Source organism: Acinetobacter sp. YH12023 (assembly GCF_013420135.1).
Lineage (GTDB): Bacteria > Pseudomonadota > Gammaproteobacteria > Pseudomonadales > Moraxellaceae > Acinetobacter > Acinetobacter amyesii.
The window spans coordinates 1-16289 of sequence record NZ_VOYU01000013.1 but is presented as its reverse complement, the minus strand read 5'-3'; the positions used below and the strand labels follow the sequence as shown (position 1 = coordinate 16289).

General features: G+C 40.8%; 18 protein-coding genes and 1 pseudogene. 9 read left to right on the top strand and 10 right to left on the bottom strand.

Annotation, left to right across the window (positions count from 1 at the left end; all coding sequences use genetic code 11):
* Window positions 1-165: 165 nt before the first annotated feature.
* The 3 genes from FTT92_RS13665 to FTT92_RS13655 form a co-directional block, all read right to left on the bottom strand.
* Window positions 166-741: a xanthine phosphoribosyltransferase gene (locus FTT92_RS13665; protein WP_078189246.1), complete on the bottom strand. Its 576-nt coding sequence runs from the start codon at window positions 739-741 to the stop codon at window positions 166-168.
* Window positions 742-831: 90 nt separating this feature from the next.
* Complete coding sequence (locus FTT92_RS13660) at window positions 832-1545, bottom strand: DUF3108 domain-containing protein (protein ID WP_180010540.1); 714 nt, start codon at window positions 1543-1545, stop codon at window positions 832-834.
* A gap of 157 nt (window positions 1546-1702) precedes the next feature.
* Window positions 1703-2386: a hypothetical protein gene (locus FTT92_RS13655; protein WP_180172377.1), complete on the bottom strand. Its 684-nt coding sequence runs from the start codon at window positions 2384-2386 to the stop codon at window positions 1703-1705.
* Window positions 2387-2644: 258 nt separating this feature from the next.
* Here FTT92_RS13655 and FTT92_RS13650 point away from each other — a divergent pair, with 258 nt between their 5' ends.
* On the top strand, window positions 2645-3502 hold the full coding sequence (locus FTT92_RS13650) for an energy transducer TonB (RefSeq protein ID WP_213032932.1): 858 nt from the start codon (window positions 2645-2647) through the stop codon (window positions 3500-3502).
* On the opposite strand, the gene FTT92_RS13645 is transcribed toward FTT92_RS13650, so the two are convergent.
* The 4 genes from FTT92_RS13645 to miaB form a co-directional block, all read right to left on the bottom strand.
* Window positions 3503-3793, bottom strand: a complete 291-nt coding sequence (locus tag FTT92_RS13645; RefSeq protein ID WP_168379135.1) for an antibiotic biosynthesis monooxygenase — start codon at window positions 3791-3793, stop codon at window positions 3503-3505.
* 62 nt (window positions 3794-3855) lie between these two features.
* Window positions 3856-4338 carry an rRNA maturation RNase YbeY gene (gene ybeY, locus FTT92_RS13640; RefSeq protein ID WP_078192431.1) on the bottom strand — a complete coding sequence of 161 codons (483 nt, stop codon included), beginning with the start codon at window positions 4336-4338 and terminating at the stop codon, window positions 3856-3858.
* A 9-nt stretch (window positions 4339-4347) separates the two neighbouring features.
* Window positions 4348-5439: a PhoH family protein gene (locus tag FTT92_RS13635; RefSeq protein WP_111885944.1), complete on the bottom strand. Its 1092-nt coding sequence runs from the start codon at window positions 5437-5439 to the stop codon at window positions 4348-4350.
* 38 nt (window positions 5440-5477) lie between these two features.
* On the bottom strand, window positions 5478-6935 hold the full coding sequence (gene miaB, locus FTT92_RS13630) for a tRNA (N6-isopentenyl adenosine(37)-C2)-methylthiotransferase MiaB (RefSeq protein ID WP_180172376.1): 1458 nt from the start codon (window positions 6933-6935) through the stop codon (window positions 5478-5480).
* Between the two features lie 307 nt (window positions 6936-7242).
* Between miaB and FTT92_RS13625 the strand changes: the two genes are divergently transcribed.
* The 5 genes from FTT92_RS13625 to FTT92_RS13605 all read left to right on the top strand — a co-directional run bounded on the left by FTT92_RS13625 (window position 7243) and on the right by FTT92_RS13605 (window position 11892).
* Window positions 7243-9219: a lytic transglycosylase domain-containing protein gene (locus tag FTT92_RS13625; protein ID WP_180172375.1), complete on the top strand. Its 1977-nt coding sequence runs from the start codon at window positions 7243-7245 to the stop codon at window positions 9217-9219.
* Window positions 9220-9264: 45 nt separating this feature from the next.
* Window positions 9265-9924, top strand: a complete 660-nt coding sequence (locus FTT92_RS13620) for a ribonuclease I (protein WP_180103029.1) — start codon at window positions 9265-9267, stop codon at window positions 9922-9924.
* Window positions 9925-10094: 170 nt separating this feature from the next.
* Window positions 10095-11081, top strand: a complete 987-nt coding sequence (locus tag FTT92_RS13615) for a malate dehydrogenase (RefSeq protein WP_111885948.1) — start codon at window positions 10095-10097, stop codon at window positions 11079-11081.
* Window positions 11082-11268: 187 nt separating this feature from the next.
* Entirely contained in the window at window positions 11269-11529 is a 261-nt protein-coding gene (locus FTT92_RS13610; protein ID WP_180003486.1) for a DUF2789 family protein, read from the top strand.
* A 105-nt stretch (window positions 11530-11634) separates the two neighbouring features.
* A complete protein-coding gene (locus FTT92_RS13605) occupies window positions 11635-11892 on the top strand; it encodes a DUF2789 family protein (RefSeq protein WP_078189234.1) in 258 nt (85 codons plus the stop codon).
* Between the two features lie 51 nt (window positions 11893-11943).
* Here the strand turns inward: FTT92_RS13605 and FTT92_RS13600 are convergent, their stop codons facing one another.
* Window positions 11944-12471 (bottom strand): hypothetical protein, encoded by a 528-nt coding sequence (locus FTT92_RS13600; protein ID WP_180103031.1) that lies wholly within the window; start codon window positions 12469-12471, stop codon window positions 11944-11946.
* Between the two features lie 71 nt (window positions 12472-12542).
* Window positions 12543-13145 (bottom strand): 2OG-Fe(II) oxygenase, encoded by a 603-nt coding sequence (locus tag FTT92_RS13595; protein ID WP_078192423.1) that lies wholly within the window; start codon window positions 13143-13145, stop codon window positions 12543-12545.
* A 114-nt stretch (window positions 13146-13259) separates the two neighbouring features.
* Between FTT92_RS13595 and FTT92_RS13590 the strand changes: the two genes are divergently transcribed.
* Genes FTT92_RS13590 through FTT92_RS13580 form a run of 3 tightly spaced genes read left to right on the top strand, consistent with a single transcriptional unit; the run spans window position 13260 to window position 16096 of the window.
* A complete protein-coding gene (locus tag FTT92_RS13590; RefSeq protein ID WP_180106962.1) occupies window positions 13260-14117 on the top strand; it encodes a 23S rRNA (adenine(2030)-N(6))-methyltransferase RlmJ in 858 nt (285 codons plus the stop codon).
* 41 nt (window positions 14118-14158) lie between these two features.
* Entirely contained in the window at window positions 14159-14983 is an 825-nt protein-coding gene (gene pssA, locus FTT92_RS13585) for a CDP-diacylglycerol--serine O-phosphatidyltransferase (RefSeq protein ID WP_078192422.1), read from the top strand.
* Window positions 14984-15019: 36 nt separating this feature from the next.
* On the top strand, window positions 15020-16096 hold the full coding sequence (locus FTT92_RS13580) for a DUF6670 family protein (RefSeq protein WP_180172374.1): 1077 nt from the start codon (window positions 15020-15022) through the stop codon (window positions 16094-16096).
* Here the strand turns inward: FTT92_RS13580 and FTT92_RS16600 are convergent.
* A pseudogene (locus FTT92_RS16600) lies at window positions 16086-16289 on the bottom strand (hypothetical protein); the annotation flags it as partial. The gene FTT92_RS13580 and the pseudogene FTT92_RS16600 sit on opposite strands and share 11 nt — an antisense overlap.

Below are 16289 nucleotides of genomic sequence, written 5' to 3'. Positions count from 1 at the left end.
TTCGATCAAATGTGACGATTTTCCTGAATTTTATCGAGTTTTGCACACCGATGTTTTGTCTGCTTGTAACTAAGGCGTTAAAAAGTGCGCTCTATGTCACCTTAATGGCAAATTTTTAGCAAAAAAAAGAACACCTGATGTGTTCTTTTTTCTTTTGAACGTAAACTAGTCACGAACAAATTCAACTGTACCATTCGCCAGCGATTTCACACGTGCCAATGATTCAACGCGATAACCTTTTTCAAGCAAAATATCACGACCAGGTTGGAATGATTTTTCAATCACGATACCGATACCCAACACTTCAGCACTTGCTTGATGAATAAGATCTGCAAGACCTAAAGCCGCTTGACCATTGGCCAAGAAGTCATCAATCACTAAAACTTTATCTTCAGCATTGATGTGCTTTTTAGAAATCGCGATCGTGCTTTCAGTTTGTTTGGTAAAAGAAAACACTTTTGAGCGATACAAATCATCTTTTAAGGTCAAAGATTGATATTTACGTGCAAAAATCACAGGAACACCAAGTTCAAGACCAGCCATTACTGCAGGTGCAATACCTGATGCTTCAATCGTAATGATTTTTGTGATGCCAGCATCTTTAAAAAGACGGGCAAATTCTTGACCAATTTGTTGCATCATCACAGGGTCAATTTGGTGGTTCAGGAAAGAATCGACTTTCAGAACTTCTTCAGAGAGAACGATACCTTCAGCTAAGATTTTCTGTTCCAGAGCGTGCACGGGAGAATCCTCGAGGGGCAGGTGCTTTTTAAAGCAAAAGCGTATTTTAAAAAGCACCGTGAAAAATGCAAGCGAAATTGATCAAATCAATTAATTTGTTGCACCTTTATAGCCCGTTAACAATAAACCGTAAGAGGTTTTATTGTCTTGGTGGGAAACTTTGACAGGTAGATAATCTAGTTTTGGTGCTAACCAGAAAGTCGTTTGACGGCCTGGTTTGTCATGACGCATCACGACTTTCACGGTGTCAAAAGTTCCATAAGTGGTTTTCACTTTTTCAGTGCCTTGTTTCACGAACTTACGAGCTTCAACCTCTTTGGCATCGGCAATGTAGTAATTAGATTTCAAACCACCATTTTTTAAATCTTCACGAATTTGCAATTCAGCATTGAGTTCATCTAACACACCTGATTTCCACGCAAATGAACGCGCTTTATCATCTTTTTTGGTATTAATGGTTTTTGCGCCAGCATTAAAATTAATATTCATGGTGTTGTTGTGCACCAAAATTTTGCTGCTGCGGCTAAAGCTGTTCGAGTGAATTTGGCTGCCATTTAAACTAAAACGACTGGTTTCAGTTGCAGAGGCCATCGCACCAGCTTTTGCTGCGAAAACATACGTCCAGTTATTCCCAGATTGTTTTAGGGTACGTGTTGCAGAACCCAAGTTTTTGCCGTTGTAGTTAAACTGGTAGCTTGCTTGGAATGGACTCATGGCAAATGACTGACTTGAGAAACCAGTCAAAAGCAGTGTAGTCGATACCCCAGCAACAAGACCTAAATTTTTCAAAACTGAATGTGCCATAAGTATGGTTTTCCTATTCAATAGAAGTGTGGTGGGCTAAACCACCTGATATATTTATTATGCGGCTGGATTGTGGAGAATCTCGTCGCAAATCCGTGCCTAATGTATATGTTGTGTAGCGTTTTATAGGCTCAAGATATCTAAGTACAGGATAAGTCTAGCTTTCCTTTTGCTTAATTGGCGTGACTTCATCGTCTTTTAAATTTGAATCATCCCAGTCTTCAATCCGTTCTTGCGATATCTTGGTGAACAATGCGGTTAAATTAACATTACCAATCACCACCAATTCGGCCTCACGTAAAACAGCATGGTTGACATGGACTTTGCCCAGTGTGTCGATAATCGATCGACTTTTACCGAGCCAGCGATTCAGGTCTAAATACAGTAAATCATCTTTAACTTTGATCACATTGAGCTTTTCCAAAATCATACCCAATGGATCTTGGTTGAGTACTTTTTGATAGAACCATAACGCCATGCGCACGCCCATCTTATACAGAACATTTGGATACTTCGCTTCAATCACTTGTGTATCACTAATTTGTTCAAATACGATCAATTGGGTTTGTTTGTTGAGTTCCATCTGTACCAGTTTTAAATCGACAGAGAGTGTTATGATCAGCCCGTTATAATCCAATGTGGCATACAGTCGAAGCCAGTCATCATGCAGGTCAGCATGCAAGTCTTTGAGCATTTTCACATTATCGGTCACAAAGCGCTGAAACGTCGCATTTAAAAACACTTGAGACATTGGGAATTCACGCTCATCTTCAATAAATCCTTCAGCTTTTTGGTACACTTGACGTATACGTTTAGCGATATTGGAAACTAGCGTTTGCATAAGAAGTGCATCCTGACAAATTATGTTTTTTGACGATGTGTATCTTGTCGATTTCTATAAAAACACAAGGTTTTGATCTTGCAGTTTAGCAAAATAAATTGCACCATTTTCATGATTTTAATTGTGCATTATCGATGTGTTGATGGATTTCTCGTTTTCATCAAAAAATGAATACGAGTTTTATTTTATACTGTTTTAAGCAGTTTGGGGAATGCGGCAAATTGTCGGTTTAATGAGATGCTGAAAAAAATAACGTTCATGCCCTTGATGAAAGAGTGGTGGAAAGATCCCATATTTGCAACTGCATTGGCGTTTGCTGCTGTGTTGCATTTGGCTTTTTTAACCATGCAATTTTCCATGCCCCAAGAGGCGGATTATAACACCAAAGAAATTGCAGTTTCTTTACGTTCTACGACGGAAAAAATTGAACATGCAGACTTTTTAGCACAAGCCGATCAGCAGGGCTCAGGGACATTCCGTGAGTCACATCGTATGTCGAGTGACATGCCTGCACCGATGATCGAACAAAAAGCCGGGGAGCAAAAAAGCGAAGCTTTAGAACAACTGCAACAAAAGAAAGAGCTGAGCTTTGAAGACAAAGTGTTGATGACAACCTTGAGTTGGCAAAAACAAGCGGAAGAAAACAGTCGAAAAAAAGCCGTTGAGGAGTTGAATAGTCAGTTTCAGGCCAAGGCTGCGATGGTGGCGAGTATCGAAGCTCAATATTTACAACGTCAGCAAAACTTTAGCCGTCAGCAAAAAATTAAAACCATTGATGGTATTCAAGCCAAGCAAGATGTTTCTGCGGCCTATATGGAAAAATTCCGCGAAAAAGTCGAGTTTTATGGCAACCGTTATTATCCTGAAGCGGCAAAACAGCAACAGCTACGCGGTGAAGTACGTTTAATGGTTATTTTGAACAGTAATGGCGGGATTCGTGCCATTCGTTTGATCGAAAGTTCAGGTTCAAGTTTATTGGATGAAGCAGCAAAAACCTCTGTGCGTAAGGCGGCACCTTTTGGTTTGTTTGATGCCAAAATGAAAGACATCTCAGAACTTCGTATTGTGCGTACTTGGCGCTTTGATCCTGCAGAAGCAGAGTTTGAGGTGCGTTAATCAGTCGCGATAGCGTCGCAAAACTTCGCAGATTTCGACGCTAAAATTCGTATACCATTGGTTTTTTCCCAATTGCTGCGCCACTAGATGTTGTGCATCTTGTTGCCAAGCTCGAATGTCTTCTAATGTATTCCAGTAGGAAAGGGCGATTTCATGCTCACCCTCTGTCAGCGCTTCAAAATGTTGACAGTTAAAGTGTGTCAAGGCTTTGTCTCTAAGCTGCTGTGCAGTCGAAAAATACAGCTCATCAAGCGTACAAATGCGTGCTTTAAAAATCACGACATATTGCATATCTTTCCTTCCTTGGTTTTTATGACGATAAAAAAAGCGAGCCGTAGCTCGCTTTTTTGTTCTTAATCTCTTTCCAGATAAGGGTTATCAAACCCTAATTTGGCTAAAATCTCGATTTCCAACGCTTCCATTTCTTCAGCATCTTCATCAGAGGTTTCATGGTCATAGCCCATGAGGTGCAACGTACCGTGTACCAGCATATGCGTAAAGTGGGTCAGGGGTGCTTTGCTTTGTTCTTGTGCTTCACGAAGAACCACAGGAATACAAATCACCAAGTCGCCAATCGGAAATGAGTCTAAAACTGCAGCCATTTCATCGGGGAGATCGCTCGGAAAAGACAACACATTAGTCGGTTTGTCTTTACCACGATATTCCAAGTTCAATTTGTGGCTTTCGTCATTGTCCACACATGCAATACCGATCTCACAATCACTTTGTGTATCGATATGACGTAAAGCCGTTTCCACGACTTTTTTGATATGCGCACGTTTCACCACCAATTCAGGTGACTGAAAATTTTGCTGCAAGGAGAGATTAAGTTTCAAAATGAATCCTTAAATGTTTTCGTCTTGATGCTGCCCATCAGCTTTAGCATCATTGTCCGCCACCAAGGCTTCCTGACGTGCTTTACGTTCTGCACGTTGTTCAGCTGTAAGGCGATGTTGTTCGCTGTCCCATCCCTCATAGGCTTCAACAATTTTTTGAACCAATTGATGACGTACCACGTCACGAGAGTGGAAGCGAGTAATATGAATTTCTTTGATTTTTTCAATCACACGTAAGGCATGTGCCAAACCAGATTGTTGACCACGAGGTAAATCGACCTGTGTAATGTCGCCCGTGATTACTGCACGAGAACCAAAACCTAAACGGGTGAGGAACATTTTCATTTGTTCAGGGGTCGTGTTTTGTGCTTCATCTAAAATCACAAAAGAATGATTTAAGGTACGACCACGCATATAGGCCAGTGGTGCAACTTCAATCACTTGACGTTCAATTAGTTTAGCGACTTTTTCAAAACCGAGCATTTCATACAAAGCGTCGTATAGCGGACGTAAGTAAGGGTCAATTTTTTGGCTCAAATCACCGGGTAAAAAACCCAATTTTTCACCGGCTTCAACCGCAGGGCGAACCAATAAAATGCGTTGAATTTCGTTACGTTCTAGCATATCTACAGCAGCGGCGACCGCGAGATAAGTTTTACCTGTACCCGCTGGGCCGATACCAAATGAAATATCGCTTTGTAAAATACGCTGTACATAGCGTTTTTGATTGGCACCACGTGGATTGATCCGACCTTTACGGGTTTGTAGATAAACATTGTCTAAACCGGTATGCTCATTTTCAGAAAAATCTTCCTGAATTTCGCGGTCAGTCTGACTGCCTTGAATCATCATGTGTAAAATGTCCGCACTAATCTGTGGATTGGTTTCGGACTCCTCATAAAGACGGTGAAGGAGACTTTCGGCTCTCTCTACCGCATCGATTTCCCCATCGACAAAAAAAGCATCTGCACGATGAGAAATTTTGACATCTAAACGTTGTTCAATTTGTTTGAGATGACCGTTATAGGCACCGAGCATGCTTTGTAAACGGTCAAGTGGAATACCAGCAAAAGTTACAGTACGTCGAATCGCTGCAGTCAAGAGAATTCCTTTAAATTGGTCTGACGATTAAGCTTACATTACGCCACGTCAGGCTCAAGATTCAAGAGTTCACCGTAAACAAACTTCAAAGTTTTAATATCGGTCACTTCAATCTCTGCAAAACGCCCAACCCATGCAGGATCACCGATAAAGCTAACCAAACGTGTATTGTCTGCAGTACCAATCAGCAAGTTCGGATCTTTGTCTGAAACAGACTCAATCAAGACACGCTGAATGGTGCCCAGCATGGCATCAGTTTTATCGATACTGGATTGTTTAATCCATTGTTGAACTTTTGCAAGACGTTCTTTTTTCACATCTTCAGGGGTTGTGTCTTCAAGTTCTGAGGCAGGAGTACCCGGACGTTTTGAGTAGATGAAACTGTATGAATGATCGAAGTCCATATCTTGGATAAATTGATAAGTTTCTTCGAAGTTTTCGTCAGTCTCACCCGGGAAGCCAATAATAAAGTCACTAGATAAATGCATATCAGGGCGAACTTGACGTAATTTAGCAATTTTATCGATATATACATCAATCGTGTGGTTACGTTTCATGGCTTGTAGCACGTCATTCGAACCACTTTGAACTGGTAGATGCAAGTGAGAAACCATTTGCGGTAAGTCACGGTAGCATTGAATCAAGTCATCATTAAATTCAAGCGGGTGCGATGTGGTGTAACGAATACGACCAATCCCTGGAATCTCAGCAACTAAACGTAATAAGTCTGCAAAGGTGCAAATATTACCTTCGAAGGTTTCACCACGGTAACCATTAACGTTTTGACCTAAAAGACTGATTTCACGGACACCTTTTTCAGCCAAAGTTGCAATTTCAGCCAATACATCATCCAGTGGACGTGATACCTCTTCTCCACGTGTGTAAGGAACCACACAGAAAGAACAGTATTTTGAGCAGCCTTCCATAATCGAGACAAAGGCTTTAAAACCTTCTACACGCGGTTCCGGCAAAAAGTCGAATTTTTCAATGTCAGGGAATGAAATATCCACCAATTGAATTTTTTCTTTTTTCGGCTTAACCACTTGTTCAGTGTGTTGATCCAGCATTTGCGGTAAACGATGCAAAGTTTGTGGGCCAAAGACCATATCGACATAAGGCGCACGTTTTTGAATGTTGTCACCTTCCTGAGAAGCAACACAACCACCAACACCAATCACCAAGTCTGGATTTTTTTCTTTCAGTTTGCGCCAGCGACCTAACTCTGAAAATACTTTTTCTTGTGCTTTTTCACGAATAGAACAGGTATTCATCAGCAGAATATCAGCTTCTTTTGGATCGTTTGTCAGCACATAGCCGTGAGAATCACCTAAAAGGTCGCCCATACGTTGACTGTCATACTCATTCATCTGACACCCTTGCGTTTCGATGTACAGTTTTTTCACTGCTCCATCTTGAGCTGGGGTGTGCTGTGGCTGGGTAACAGTGTTATCTGGGGCAGCTTGGGCACTATTGGGGATGAAGGTTTGAACCGTCATGTAGGCTCCTAAAGGAATTTTATGAAAATCAATAACCATACGTGGCTGACAGACAATTCAATCAATTGAATTGTGCAGCTGCGGAGGTCAAAAAGGGGATTTTAAGAATGGGCAATATTTTAGCAGTAATTCACTAGAAACTTACAGCCTAAAATTACAACTCTGCCATATTGATTTATGAAGCAAAAATGTTTGAAAATTAATATTGGCTAATCATAAGGTTACATAACAGAACACAATGCATAGTTTAGAATTATTAAACTAATTCCTAAACAAAGTTCGATGTGCTGTAACTGAGCAGAATGACATGAAAGAAGGCAAGTGGATGTTAAAACATAATTTTAAACAGAAAAATTACGCTAAATTACTTGCTTTGAGTGTCGGGCTCTCCGGAATTTCTGCGTTTGCCCAAGCCGCAGATGAGCAGTTTAACGATGCTTTAGGTGCTGCGAATGCAGGCAATATTAGTTTATTACAACAATACCAATCATCCATGCAAAATGACGTTTTGGGCTATTATCCAGAATATTGGTTACTGAATAACAATTTGGCTTCACAGCCAGCAAGTGCCATTATTAATTTTGCACAGCGCTATCCAAATTCGGCAATGGCAGAAAAATTAGCCGCAGATTATGTTGAAGAAAAAGTCAAACAAGCTGATTTCGCTACAGCACAGCCTGTCTTGCAATATGTGACTAATGCTGACCGTGCTGAAACATGTGCCATGGCTCAAGTCCGCGCAAAGTCGGGCGACCCTCTGGTTTACGCAGAATTTAAAGATGTATGGTTGACCACAAACTCACAACCTGACTCGTGTACGGGCTTGGGCCGTATGATGCTGTCGAGTCCTTTAATGACTCAAGATGACCGCCATCAACGGATGTGGGGACAGTTAAGAGCGGGTCAGTCAGGACAAGCGATTGCGACTGCGCAAACCATTGGCGTGAATATTAATTTATCGCAACTCAACACCATTCAAGCCAATCCACTGAATTATTTATGGTCTGCACCCAAAGCCACAGTTGAAGATCATGCATACCTGATTTATGCGATGGGACGCTTGGCAGATAGCGACTTAAATGGCGCAATTTCTTCGGTGAAACGTGCAGCAGAAGGCACACCAGCCGATGTACAAAAAGCCCTATACCGTAGTGTCGGGTATATCGGTGGTACAACGGTGATGAAAAACAATTTCAACCGTGAAGTATTAAATTATCTTGATTTGAGTTATGGCTTGCCTTTTAGTGCAGAAGAAGCCGAGATTTATGCGCGACAAGCCATTCGTTTTGGCGCATGGGAAAGTGTCATTCGTGCAATTGATGCGATGAGCGTTTCGCAAAAGCAAGAAGATCGTTGGCAATATTGGTTAGCACGTGCCTCTGAACAACGTGGCGATGCCTCATCTAAACGTGCGGCTAAAGAAATTTATCGCAAGCTCGCTGCTGGCGATGATTACCATAATTTGTTAGCACGTGACAAAATTGGTCAGTCTTATAACAATATTCCGTCAAATGTGCAGCCTTCGTCACAAGATGCGCAACGTCTCAGTCAGGATATTCACTTCCGTCGTGCCTTTGCATTGCGCAATATTAATGCATCTGACAGCTATATTAACCGTGAATGGAACTGGGCGGTGCGTCAAGCCTATTTAAAGCATGATGATGGCATGATTCTTGCCGCAGCTAAACGAGCAACCGATATGGGTTGGTATGATCGGGCGATTTATGCAGCAGATCGAACCACCAAACAGCATAACTATGCTTTACGTTATGCCATGCCACATCAAAATTATGTGGTGAGTCATAGTCGTAATGCAGGGATTGACCCTGCATGGGCTTATGGCTTGATGCGTCAAGAAAGTCGGTTTGTTACTAGCGCACGTTCACATGTCGGTGCCGGTGGTTTAATGCAAATTATGCCAGACACAGCAAAATTGGTGGCTCGTCAGATGGGGGAGAGTTATAACCCCGCTGCATTAACGGATATGAATACCAATATCCGTTATGGCACTTTCTATTTATCAATGATTCAACGTCAATTGAGTAATAGTCCAGTATTAGCGACTGCAGGCTACAATGCGGGTCCAAATCGTGCTCGACGCTGGCAGCCTGAGTATCAAGCGATTGCAGCGGACCAATATACGGAATCGATTCCATTAACGGAAACTCGAGACTATGTAAAACATGTGATGACCAATGCAACCCATTACGGCCTTTTATTGGGTCAGGGGCCGCAATCGATTGAAAAACGAATGCAAATGATTCCATTACGGAATGCGCAATAAGCATTGAAGCAACGCGCCTGTTTTGAGGCGCAATATGGGTAAATAATGAATGCCGAATTGAACATTAGACCTGTTTATCGAATACTGACATCACTGCTCATCGGCAGTGGTGCTGGCTTTGGTGTGTCTGTGCTTTCGGCAGCACCCGTGGTTAATGGCTATGTGATGGATGTGCAAATGGTGCCAGCTGTTTGCGCCTATGACCCTTTAAAAAGTAAAAAACGTAAATGTCTGGAAGGGTATTCACTCAATATCACGGGACTATATCCAGAAACTTCTACCCGTGATTGCACCACCAATAGTTCAGCTAAACTTTCTCCGTTGCAAGCCAAAGTGGTTGCACGGATTATGCCTGATGAAAATGCTCGTGTGGCGCTTTGGCACACTACCGGCGGCTGTGTCCCAATGAATGCCAGCCAGTATTTCAGAACCATTATTAATCATGCAGATAAGCTAAAAATTCCAGATGAATTGACTAGCCAAGAAACCCAATCCATTCAAGCCAATGTCTTGCGTAATAAAATGTTGCGTATGAACAGCGGATTGGTATCCCAAAGTATTGAATTTAACTGTATGCAAACCCGTGGTGGCAGTTTACTGACCGAGATTAAAATTTGCTATAAAAACAATGGGCAGTATAAAAGTTGCCCTACGACTATTGTCGGAAATTGTCCTGCAACTTTCATAATTAAAGGTTCTTTCTAAGCTTTTTTCGGCATTTTATTTATATTTCCTATCATACTTTTGTTGAAAAGCATTCTCTTTTACATGCAAGCGTCAAAAGATTGGAGTACAATCTTTGCCGTTTATGATTATTAAGATTAGATAGAACAGCTATTTAATCATTATGACCTTCCTCAATTGGAGATAATTACATGAAGCAAGCAGTTCGTGTTGCCGTTACTGGCGCAGCTGGTCAAATCGGTTATAGCTTATTATTCCGTATCGCAAGCGGTGAAATGTTGGGTAAAGACCAACCAGTTATCCTTCAATTATTAGAAATTCCAGTTGAGAAAGCTCAACAAGCGCTTAAAGGCGTAATGATGGAACTTGATGACTGCGCATTCCCTCTTTTAGAAGGTATGATCGGTACTGATGATCCTAAAGTTGCATTCAAAGATGCTGACTACGCTCTTCTTGTAGGTTCACGTCCACGTGGTCCTGGTATGGAACGTGCTGACCTTCTTAAAGTAAACGGTGAAATCTTCATCGGTCAAGGCCAAGCACTTAACGAAGTTGCTAGCCGTGACGTTAAAGTTCTTGTTGTAGGTAACCCTGCAAACACTAACGCTTACATCGCAATGAAATCTGCTCCAGATCTTCCAGCGAAAAACTTCACAGCAATGTTACGTCTTGACCACAACCGTGCGTTAACTCAACTTGCTCAAAAAGCGGGTGTTGCAGTTTCTGACATCAAAAACATGACTGTTTGGGGTAACCACTCTCCAACAATGTATGCGGACTACCGTTTTGCAAATGTAAACGGCGAAAGCTTAAAAGACAAAATCAACGATGCTGCTTGGAACAAAGACGTGTTCCTTCCAACTGTTGGTAAACGTGGTGCTGCGATCATCGAAGCACGTGGTCTTTCTTCTGCTGCTTCTGCTGCAAACGCTGCAATCGACCATATGCGTGATTGGGCGCTTGGCACAAACGGCGAATGGGTAACTATGGGTATTCCTTCTGACGGTTCTTACGGTATTCCTGAAGGCGTAATGTTCGGTTTCCCTGTAACTTGTGAAAATGGCGAGTACAAAATCGTTCAAGGTCTTGAAATCGACGAATTCAGCCGTGAGCGTATCAACTTCACTCTAAACGAGCTTGAAGAAGAACGTGCAGCAGTTGCTGACATGGTTAAATAATTTAATTTTTTAAATTAAATTATAAAAAGGCACTCCATTTGGGGTGCTTTTTTATGGCCTGCGAAAAATATCACGCTTAAGTTTTGAACAAAAAATAACACGTTGAGATGCTGTTGCAACTGACAAAGTCAAATAAACAGATAACTATAAAGATGGGAGAAATGTTATTGGCTTGAGGAGAACGGCAATGTTTGATCAACAACCGACGTTGGAACTATTTTTTGAACAATTGGGGTTGGATGCAACTCCGGAAGGCATCGATCAATTTATCGAAACGCATCAAATCACCATGGATGTTCCATTGCATGAAGCGCCATTTTGGACGAAGTCACAGCGTGACTTTATTATCAGTCATTGGAAAAAAGATGATGACTGGGCCATAGTGGTCGATATTTTAAATGAACAATTGCATACAGAACATAAGCTTTCCGGATCATGCAAAATCTAAATACAATTTGAAACAACAAACCTAGTTTTAACGCTAGGTTTTTTTATCGGCATCATATAAGTTAATTAAATAATAAATGACAGATTAGTTGATAAGGAGGGCGAGATGCTCAATCAAAATAAACCATCCTTAGCTTTATTGTTTTCTCAATTGGGGTTAGCCAGCAGTCCAGCTGCGATCGAGTTATACGTGCGTACGCATCAGCTTGCTGCAAGTGAAAATTTACATGATGCGCCGTTTTGGAATAAAGCGCAGCGTGATTTTCTAATCAGTCATTTAGTACAAGATGATGATTGGGCTATTTGGATTGATGAGCTGAATCAACAGTTGCATATGGATGCATATAAGCTGCAGCCAGCATAGATTTCATTTCTCCACAAATAAAAAAACACCTCCTCGGAGGTGTTTTTTTATTTAGTGCAATTTGCTTTGGCGTAATTCTGAAAACCAGTCTTCTTGGCGATAAGGATTAAATGCAGGATGCTCAAGTAAAGTGGTCAGTTTGAATTCTTGAGATTTGCAGTATTTATTTAACCAGTGGCGGGTTAACGCAGGTTCCTGTTTTACCGCAGAGGCATAGGCCAAGTAGAAGTAAATGTCGCCATGTTCAGCTTTTGACATCGGTTTCATAATCTGCTGGGTAATCAAGGCATAGCGCTGCTCTTGGGTGATTTCAAAAAATACCATATAGGCTTTGGCTAAATGTACAGACAAATTGATGTATAGCTCAATCGGCATTTCTTCAAATTCAATCCGGCTTTGCTCAAGTAGAACAATGGCTTCTTGCAGAAAATACACTTGTTCTTGATGGTTCTTACTTAAATTAACCAATTGCAGGCGTAAGTCTGCGCGCTCAAGAGCAAGTTCAGGGCTGTTGCCTTGTAGAAATAATTGATCGGTTTCGCCAATACGCTGAATAATTTTATGACTGTTTTGACGCATCGGGTACATCCTCATCTATGAATGACTCATATATGAGGATAGTTTAAGGGATTTAAAGGAGGAATCTCGAATTACCACATCGAGTTGTCATTACGTAGCCAAGCCGTAATCGATAAACGTTGATGTTTAGCTTCGAGTACCTCGTGTAATAGGTCACTTTGGAATAACGCAATGCGATTCGGTTTAGGTTCTAAAATATGCCAAACATCATTCTTATCTTGTAAGCGCAATTCACCGCCCCAGTCGGCTTGCCAATATTCATGCAAATAATAAACCGCTGAAATGACACGTCCATTTTTGCCTTGAGGATTATCTTTGTGTAGTGCATAAAACTCACCTGCGTTATAACAAGCAAAATGTGCTTCGACTTCGTGAATGCCAGAAAAAAATGCGCGATTAAATTGTTCTGATAAATGTTCTAAGGCTTGAACGTGTTCTTGTGCGACATCTAATGTGTCGTTAATCCATAAAATATGATCACTTCTAATTTTACTGATGACCCCATTTTGTACGGCTGCATCCCTAAATTTATTTAAATTTGACATACATTCTTCAACAAGTGCATGTATATATTCAGCAGGATAAGCGTCATCAATAATGCTAAACCCGTGTTGATCTAAATCATCGAGGATTTGATCAACCGGCCAAGACTTTGGGAGAAAGGCTGTTTCCATATACGATCCATAAAGTTGTGGAAAAAAAGGTGACGTATTCTAGAGCAAGAATAGCATCGGAATGAAACTATTTTTCATGCTAAAATGTCCGTTGATATTAGGAATTAAAGAAACATGAATTACCGTCACCATTTCCATGCAGGCAACTTTGCCGACGTGATGAAGCACGTTTTGCTGCTTCAGTTATTAAGTCGACTGAATGCAAAAGATAAACCTTATCGCTATGTAGATACACATGGTGGTGCAGGTAAATATGATCTTTCGACCTCTGAAGCACAGAAATCAGGTGAGTTTTTAAATGGTATTCATCGTTTAGTTAAGCTCGATGATTCGATTAAACGCAATGCGCCTGAAGGTGTTCAACAATATTTAAAAGTTGTTGAAAAAATGCGTGAAAACTTTGGCAAAGGCGCTTATCCAGGCTCTCCGTGGTTCGCACTTGAAGGCATGCGTGAAACTGATAAGGCAACGATTTTTGAAATGCAGCGCGATGTATTCCAACAATTGCGCCACAATATTTTTGATAAACGTGCAGGCTTGCATGAGCGTGATGCTTACGAAGGTTTACTGGCTGTAATTCCACCAAAAGAAAAACGTGGTTTGGTCATGATTGACCCGCCTTACGAATTAGAACGTAAAGATTTTCCACAGCTTGTAGAATTGTTGGTGGCTGCTTATAAAAAATGGCCGACAGGCGTTTTTGCGGTATGGTATCCAATTAAAGACCGCGCGATGATTGAACGTTTTGAAAAGAAAATGTACAAAACCGGCATTCGTCGTCAGTTAGTTTGCGAAATTTGTGTATGGCCAGATGACACTCCAGTCGGTCTAAATGGTTGTGGTTTATTGGTGATTAACCCACCTTGGAAATTCTCTGAAGATGCGGACGAAGCATTACAATGGTTGTTCCCACATCTTCGTATGAATGAAAATGGTGGTCATGCAGCCGTACGTTGGTTGGTTGGCGAATAATTTTAAACTTGAAAAAGAAAGGTCACAGTTAGGATCGAACAATGACAAATACAAATAAACCTGAGCGGGAAATTTCTTCAAAGGATGAAAATGCATTTGATGGCATTACATTTGAAGTTGAAGAAGAGGAGCATACCCATGAAGGGCATAAAGTGAAACGTCGTGGGATCTATCTGTGGCCAAACTTGATTACAACTGCAGCGTTGTTATCCGGCTTTTATTCAATAATTGCCAGTATGAATGGTGAGTTTCAACAAGCCATTTATGCCATTTTCCTTGCAGCATTATTTGATGGTTTGGATGGACGTGTCGCACGTGCTATCGGCGCACAAAGTCCTTTTGGTGAACAGTTTGACTCGTTGTCGGACTTGCTAGCATTTGGTGTTGCACCTGCCATTTTAATGTATAGCTGGAGTCTAAATGACTTAGGCCGTATTGGCCTTGCAGCATGTTTTGTTTACACCGCATGTGCAGCCTTCCGTTTAGCACGTTTTAACGTACAAATTGGGGTTGTCGATAAACGTTATTTTATTGGTGTTGCAAGTCCACTCGCAGCCGTTATGATTATTTCATTGGTATGGGTAGGTATGGATATCCCTGCGGTCTTCGACTTACGCGAAACAGGTATTCAGATTTTTAATGCGGTAGTGATTATTGCAGTGGGTCTATTGATGATCTCAAATGTAAAATACTATTCATTTAAAACTGTGGATCGTCGCCGTGTTCCATTTGCGGTGTTGCCAATCATAGTCTTCATTTTAGCTGCTGTAACGTATAATATTCCAATGGGTATTTTAATTATTTCAGTAATTTATGCATTGTCTGGCTTTGTCACAACCTTAATGGCAAAAAAGGCTGAAGCATGAGTTAAAACATGAAATAAAAATGAAAAGGAGCTTGATATGCAGATATTTCAAGATTTCTTGGATCAATCAAGACGATTGAATCAAGCTCCAGATATGCAACATAAAAAAATAAATCTACATGCGCCGAATACGCCTTACCCTTCAGTCCATTATGGACTCTGTCTACCGAATCTTCCTGCGCCCTTACATTATCTTAACTTTATAAGTTGGCTCGGTCAGCCTCAGATTCCCGCTTTTCAAAATCCTGTGTCCATTCAACAAGACGAACTCAATACAGCCACAGTATTGACCAGTGTGAGCGGTCATATGGTTGGGCAATTACAATCATATTCCATCAAAGACGACTGTAGTCTGAGTGATACCGTCTTTAAATTTAGAGATAAAGAGCAGATTGGTTGGGATGGAGCGGTATTTCAAATCCATCGAGAAGATACTGAACTCAGTTTAGATTTGTCCGTACAAACTACCGATATTTCTTCGTGTTTAATTAAGTTGAGATTAGGTCTTGCTGAATATTGGTCGGTGATGTGCCAATGTGAAGGTCAAATCAAATTTCAGGGCCAGATGTATGATGTAAATCAGCTGGCGGTATTATCCTATGCACAAATACGCAAGTTCCCATATTTACCTTTAGCATTTTATACCCATCAGGTAATCAACCTCAGCCGACAGCGTCAAATCATCTTTATGCAAACGCGAGATCGCTATAACAATATTTTGAGCTCACGTTTATATCTAAGAGATTTAAATCAGAAGCAAGTGTTCATGGCAGACCAAGGCGTGTTCTTTAAAGTCATGCGCGTTTATCCTGTGGTTAAAACCCCCAATTTGCAAAAAATGTATTTACCACGTGAATTTGAATGGATTTACCAAAATGACAAACTAAAAATACATATACAGGCGCAGAGCCGTGGGGATTTTAAATTTGGACTCGGCGCTGGCTATGCAGGAAGCTTTAACTATCAAATTAAAATTAACGACGAAATCGAGTGTGGGGAGGGTGGCTACTGTGAATATGTCGATTGTCGAGCTTTAAAATGGCAAGAAAAGAATGAAAAAGATAAATTAACGGACAAATATGGAAATATTGTGCCTTTTATGCTCAAAAAATAGTAAAAAAACTCAATTTAGTAGAATAAATAAACAAACGTAATGAAAAATTAAAAATAAATGGAAAAGGGTGTTGCAACGGATGTGAAATGCTGTAGAATGCACATCCATCGGCGGTGATGAAGATTAAAACTTCTGATAAAACAATGACTTGGTTGAATTGATTAAGTTGGGTTTTATTTGATAAGTTTAAAAA

Bases quoted from the DNA above. Each gene is read 5' to 3' on its own strand.
- FTT92_RS13660 (WP_180010540.1), bottom strand. From the start codon at position 1,545: ATGGCACATTCAGTTTTGAAAAATTTAGGTCTTGTTGCTGGGGTATCG.
- FTT92_RS13655 (WP_180172377.1), bottom strand. From the start codon at position 2,386: ATGCAAACGCTAGTTTCCAATATCGCTAAACGTATACGTCAAGTGTAC.
- FTT92_RS13650 (WP_213032932.1), top strand. From the start codon at position 2,645: ATGCCCTTGATGAAAGAGTGGTGGAAAGATCCCATATTTGCAACTGCA.
- FTT92_RS13645 (WP_168379135.1), bottom strand. From the start codon at position 3,793: ATGCAATATGTCGTGATTTTTAAAGCACGCATTTGTACGCTTGATGAG.
- miaB (WP_180172376.1), bottom strand. From the start codon at position 6,935: ATGACGGTTCAAACCTTCATCCCCAATAGTGCCCAAGCTGCCCCAGAT.
- FTT92_RS13625 (WP_180172375.1), top strand. From the start codon at position 7,243: ATGAAAGAAGGCAAGTGGATGTTAAAACATAATTTTAAACAGAAAAAT.
- FTT92_RS13620 (WP_180103029.1), top strand. From the start codon at position 9,265: ATGAATGCCGAATTGAACATTAGACCTGTTTATCGAATACTGACATCA.
- FTT92_RS13615 (WP_111885948.1), top strand. From the start codon at position 10,095: ATGAAGCAAGCAGTTCGTGTTGCCGTTACTGGCGCAGCTGGTCAAATC.
- FTT92_RS13610 (WP_180003486.1), top strand. From the start codon at position 11,269: ATGTTTGATCAACAACCGACGTTGGAACTATTTTTTGAACAATTGGGG.
- FTT92_RS13605 (WP_078189234.1), top strand. From the start codon at position 11,635: ATGCTCAATCAAAATAAACCATCCTTAGCTTTATTGTTTTCTCAATTG.
- FTT92_RS13600 (WP_180103031.1), bottom strand. From the start codon at position 12,471: ATGCGTCAAAACAGTCATAAAATTATTCAGCGTATTGGCGAAACCGAT.
- FTT92_RS13595 (WP_078192423.1), bottom strand. From the start codon at position 13,145: ATGGAAACAGCCTTTCTCCCAAAGTCTTGGCCGGTTGATCAAATCCTC.
- FTT92_RS13590 (WP_180106962.1), top strand. From the start codon at position 13,260: ATGAATTACCGTCACCATTTCCATGCAGGCAACTTTGCCGACGTGATG.
- pssA (WP_078192422.1), top strand. From the start codon at position 14,159: ATGACAAATACAAATAAACCTGAGCGGGAAATTTCTTCAAAGGATGAA.
- FTT92_RS13580 (WP_180172374.1), top strand. From the start codon at position 15,020: ATGCAGATATTTCAAGATTTCTTGGATCAATCAAGACGATTGAATCAA.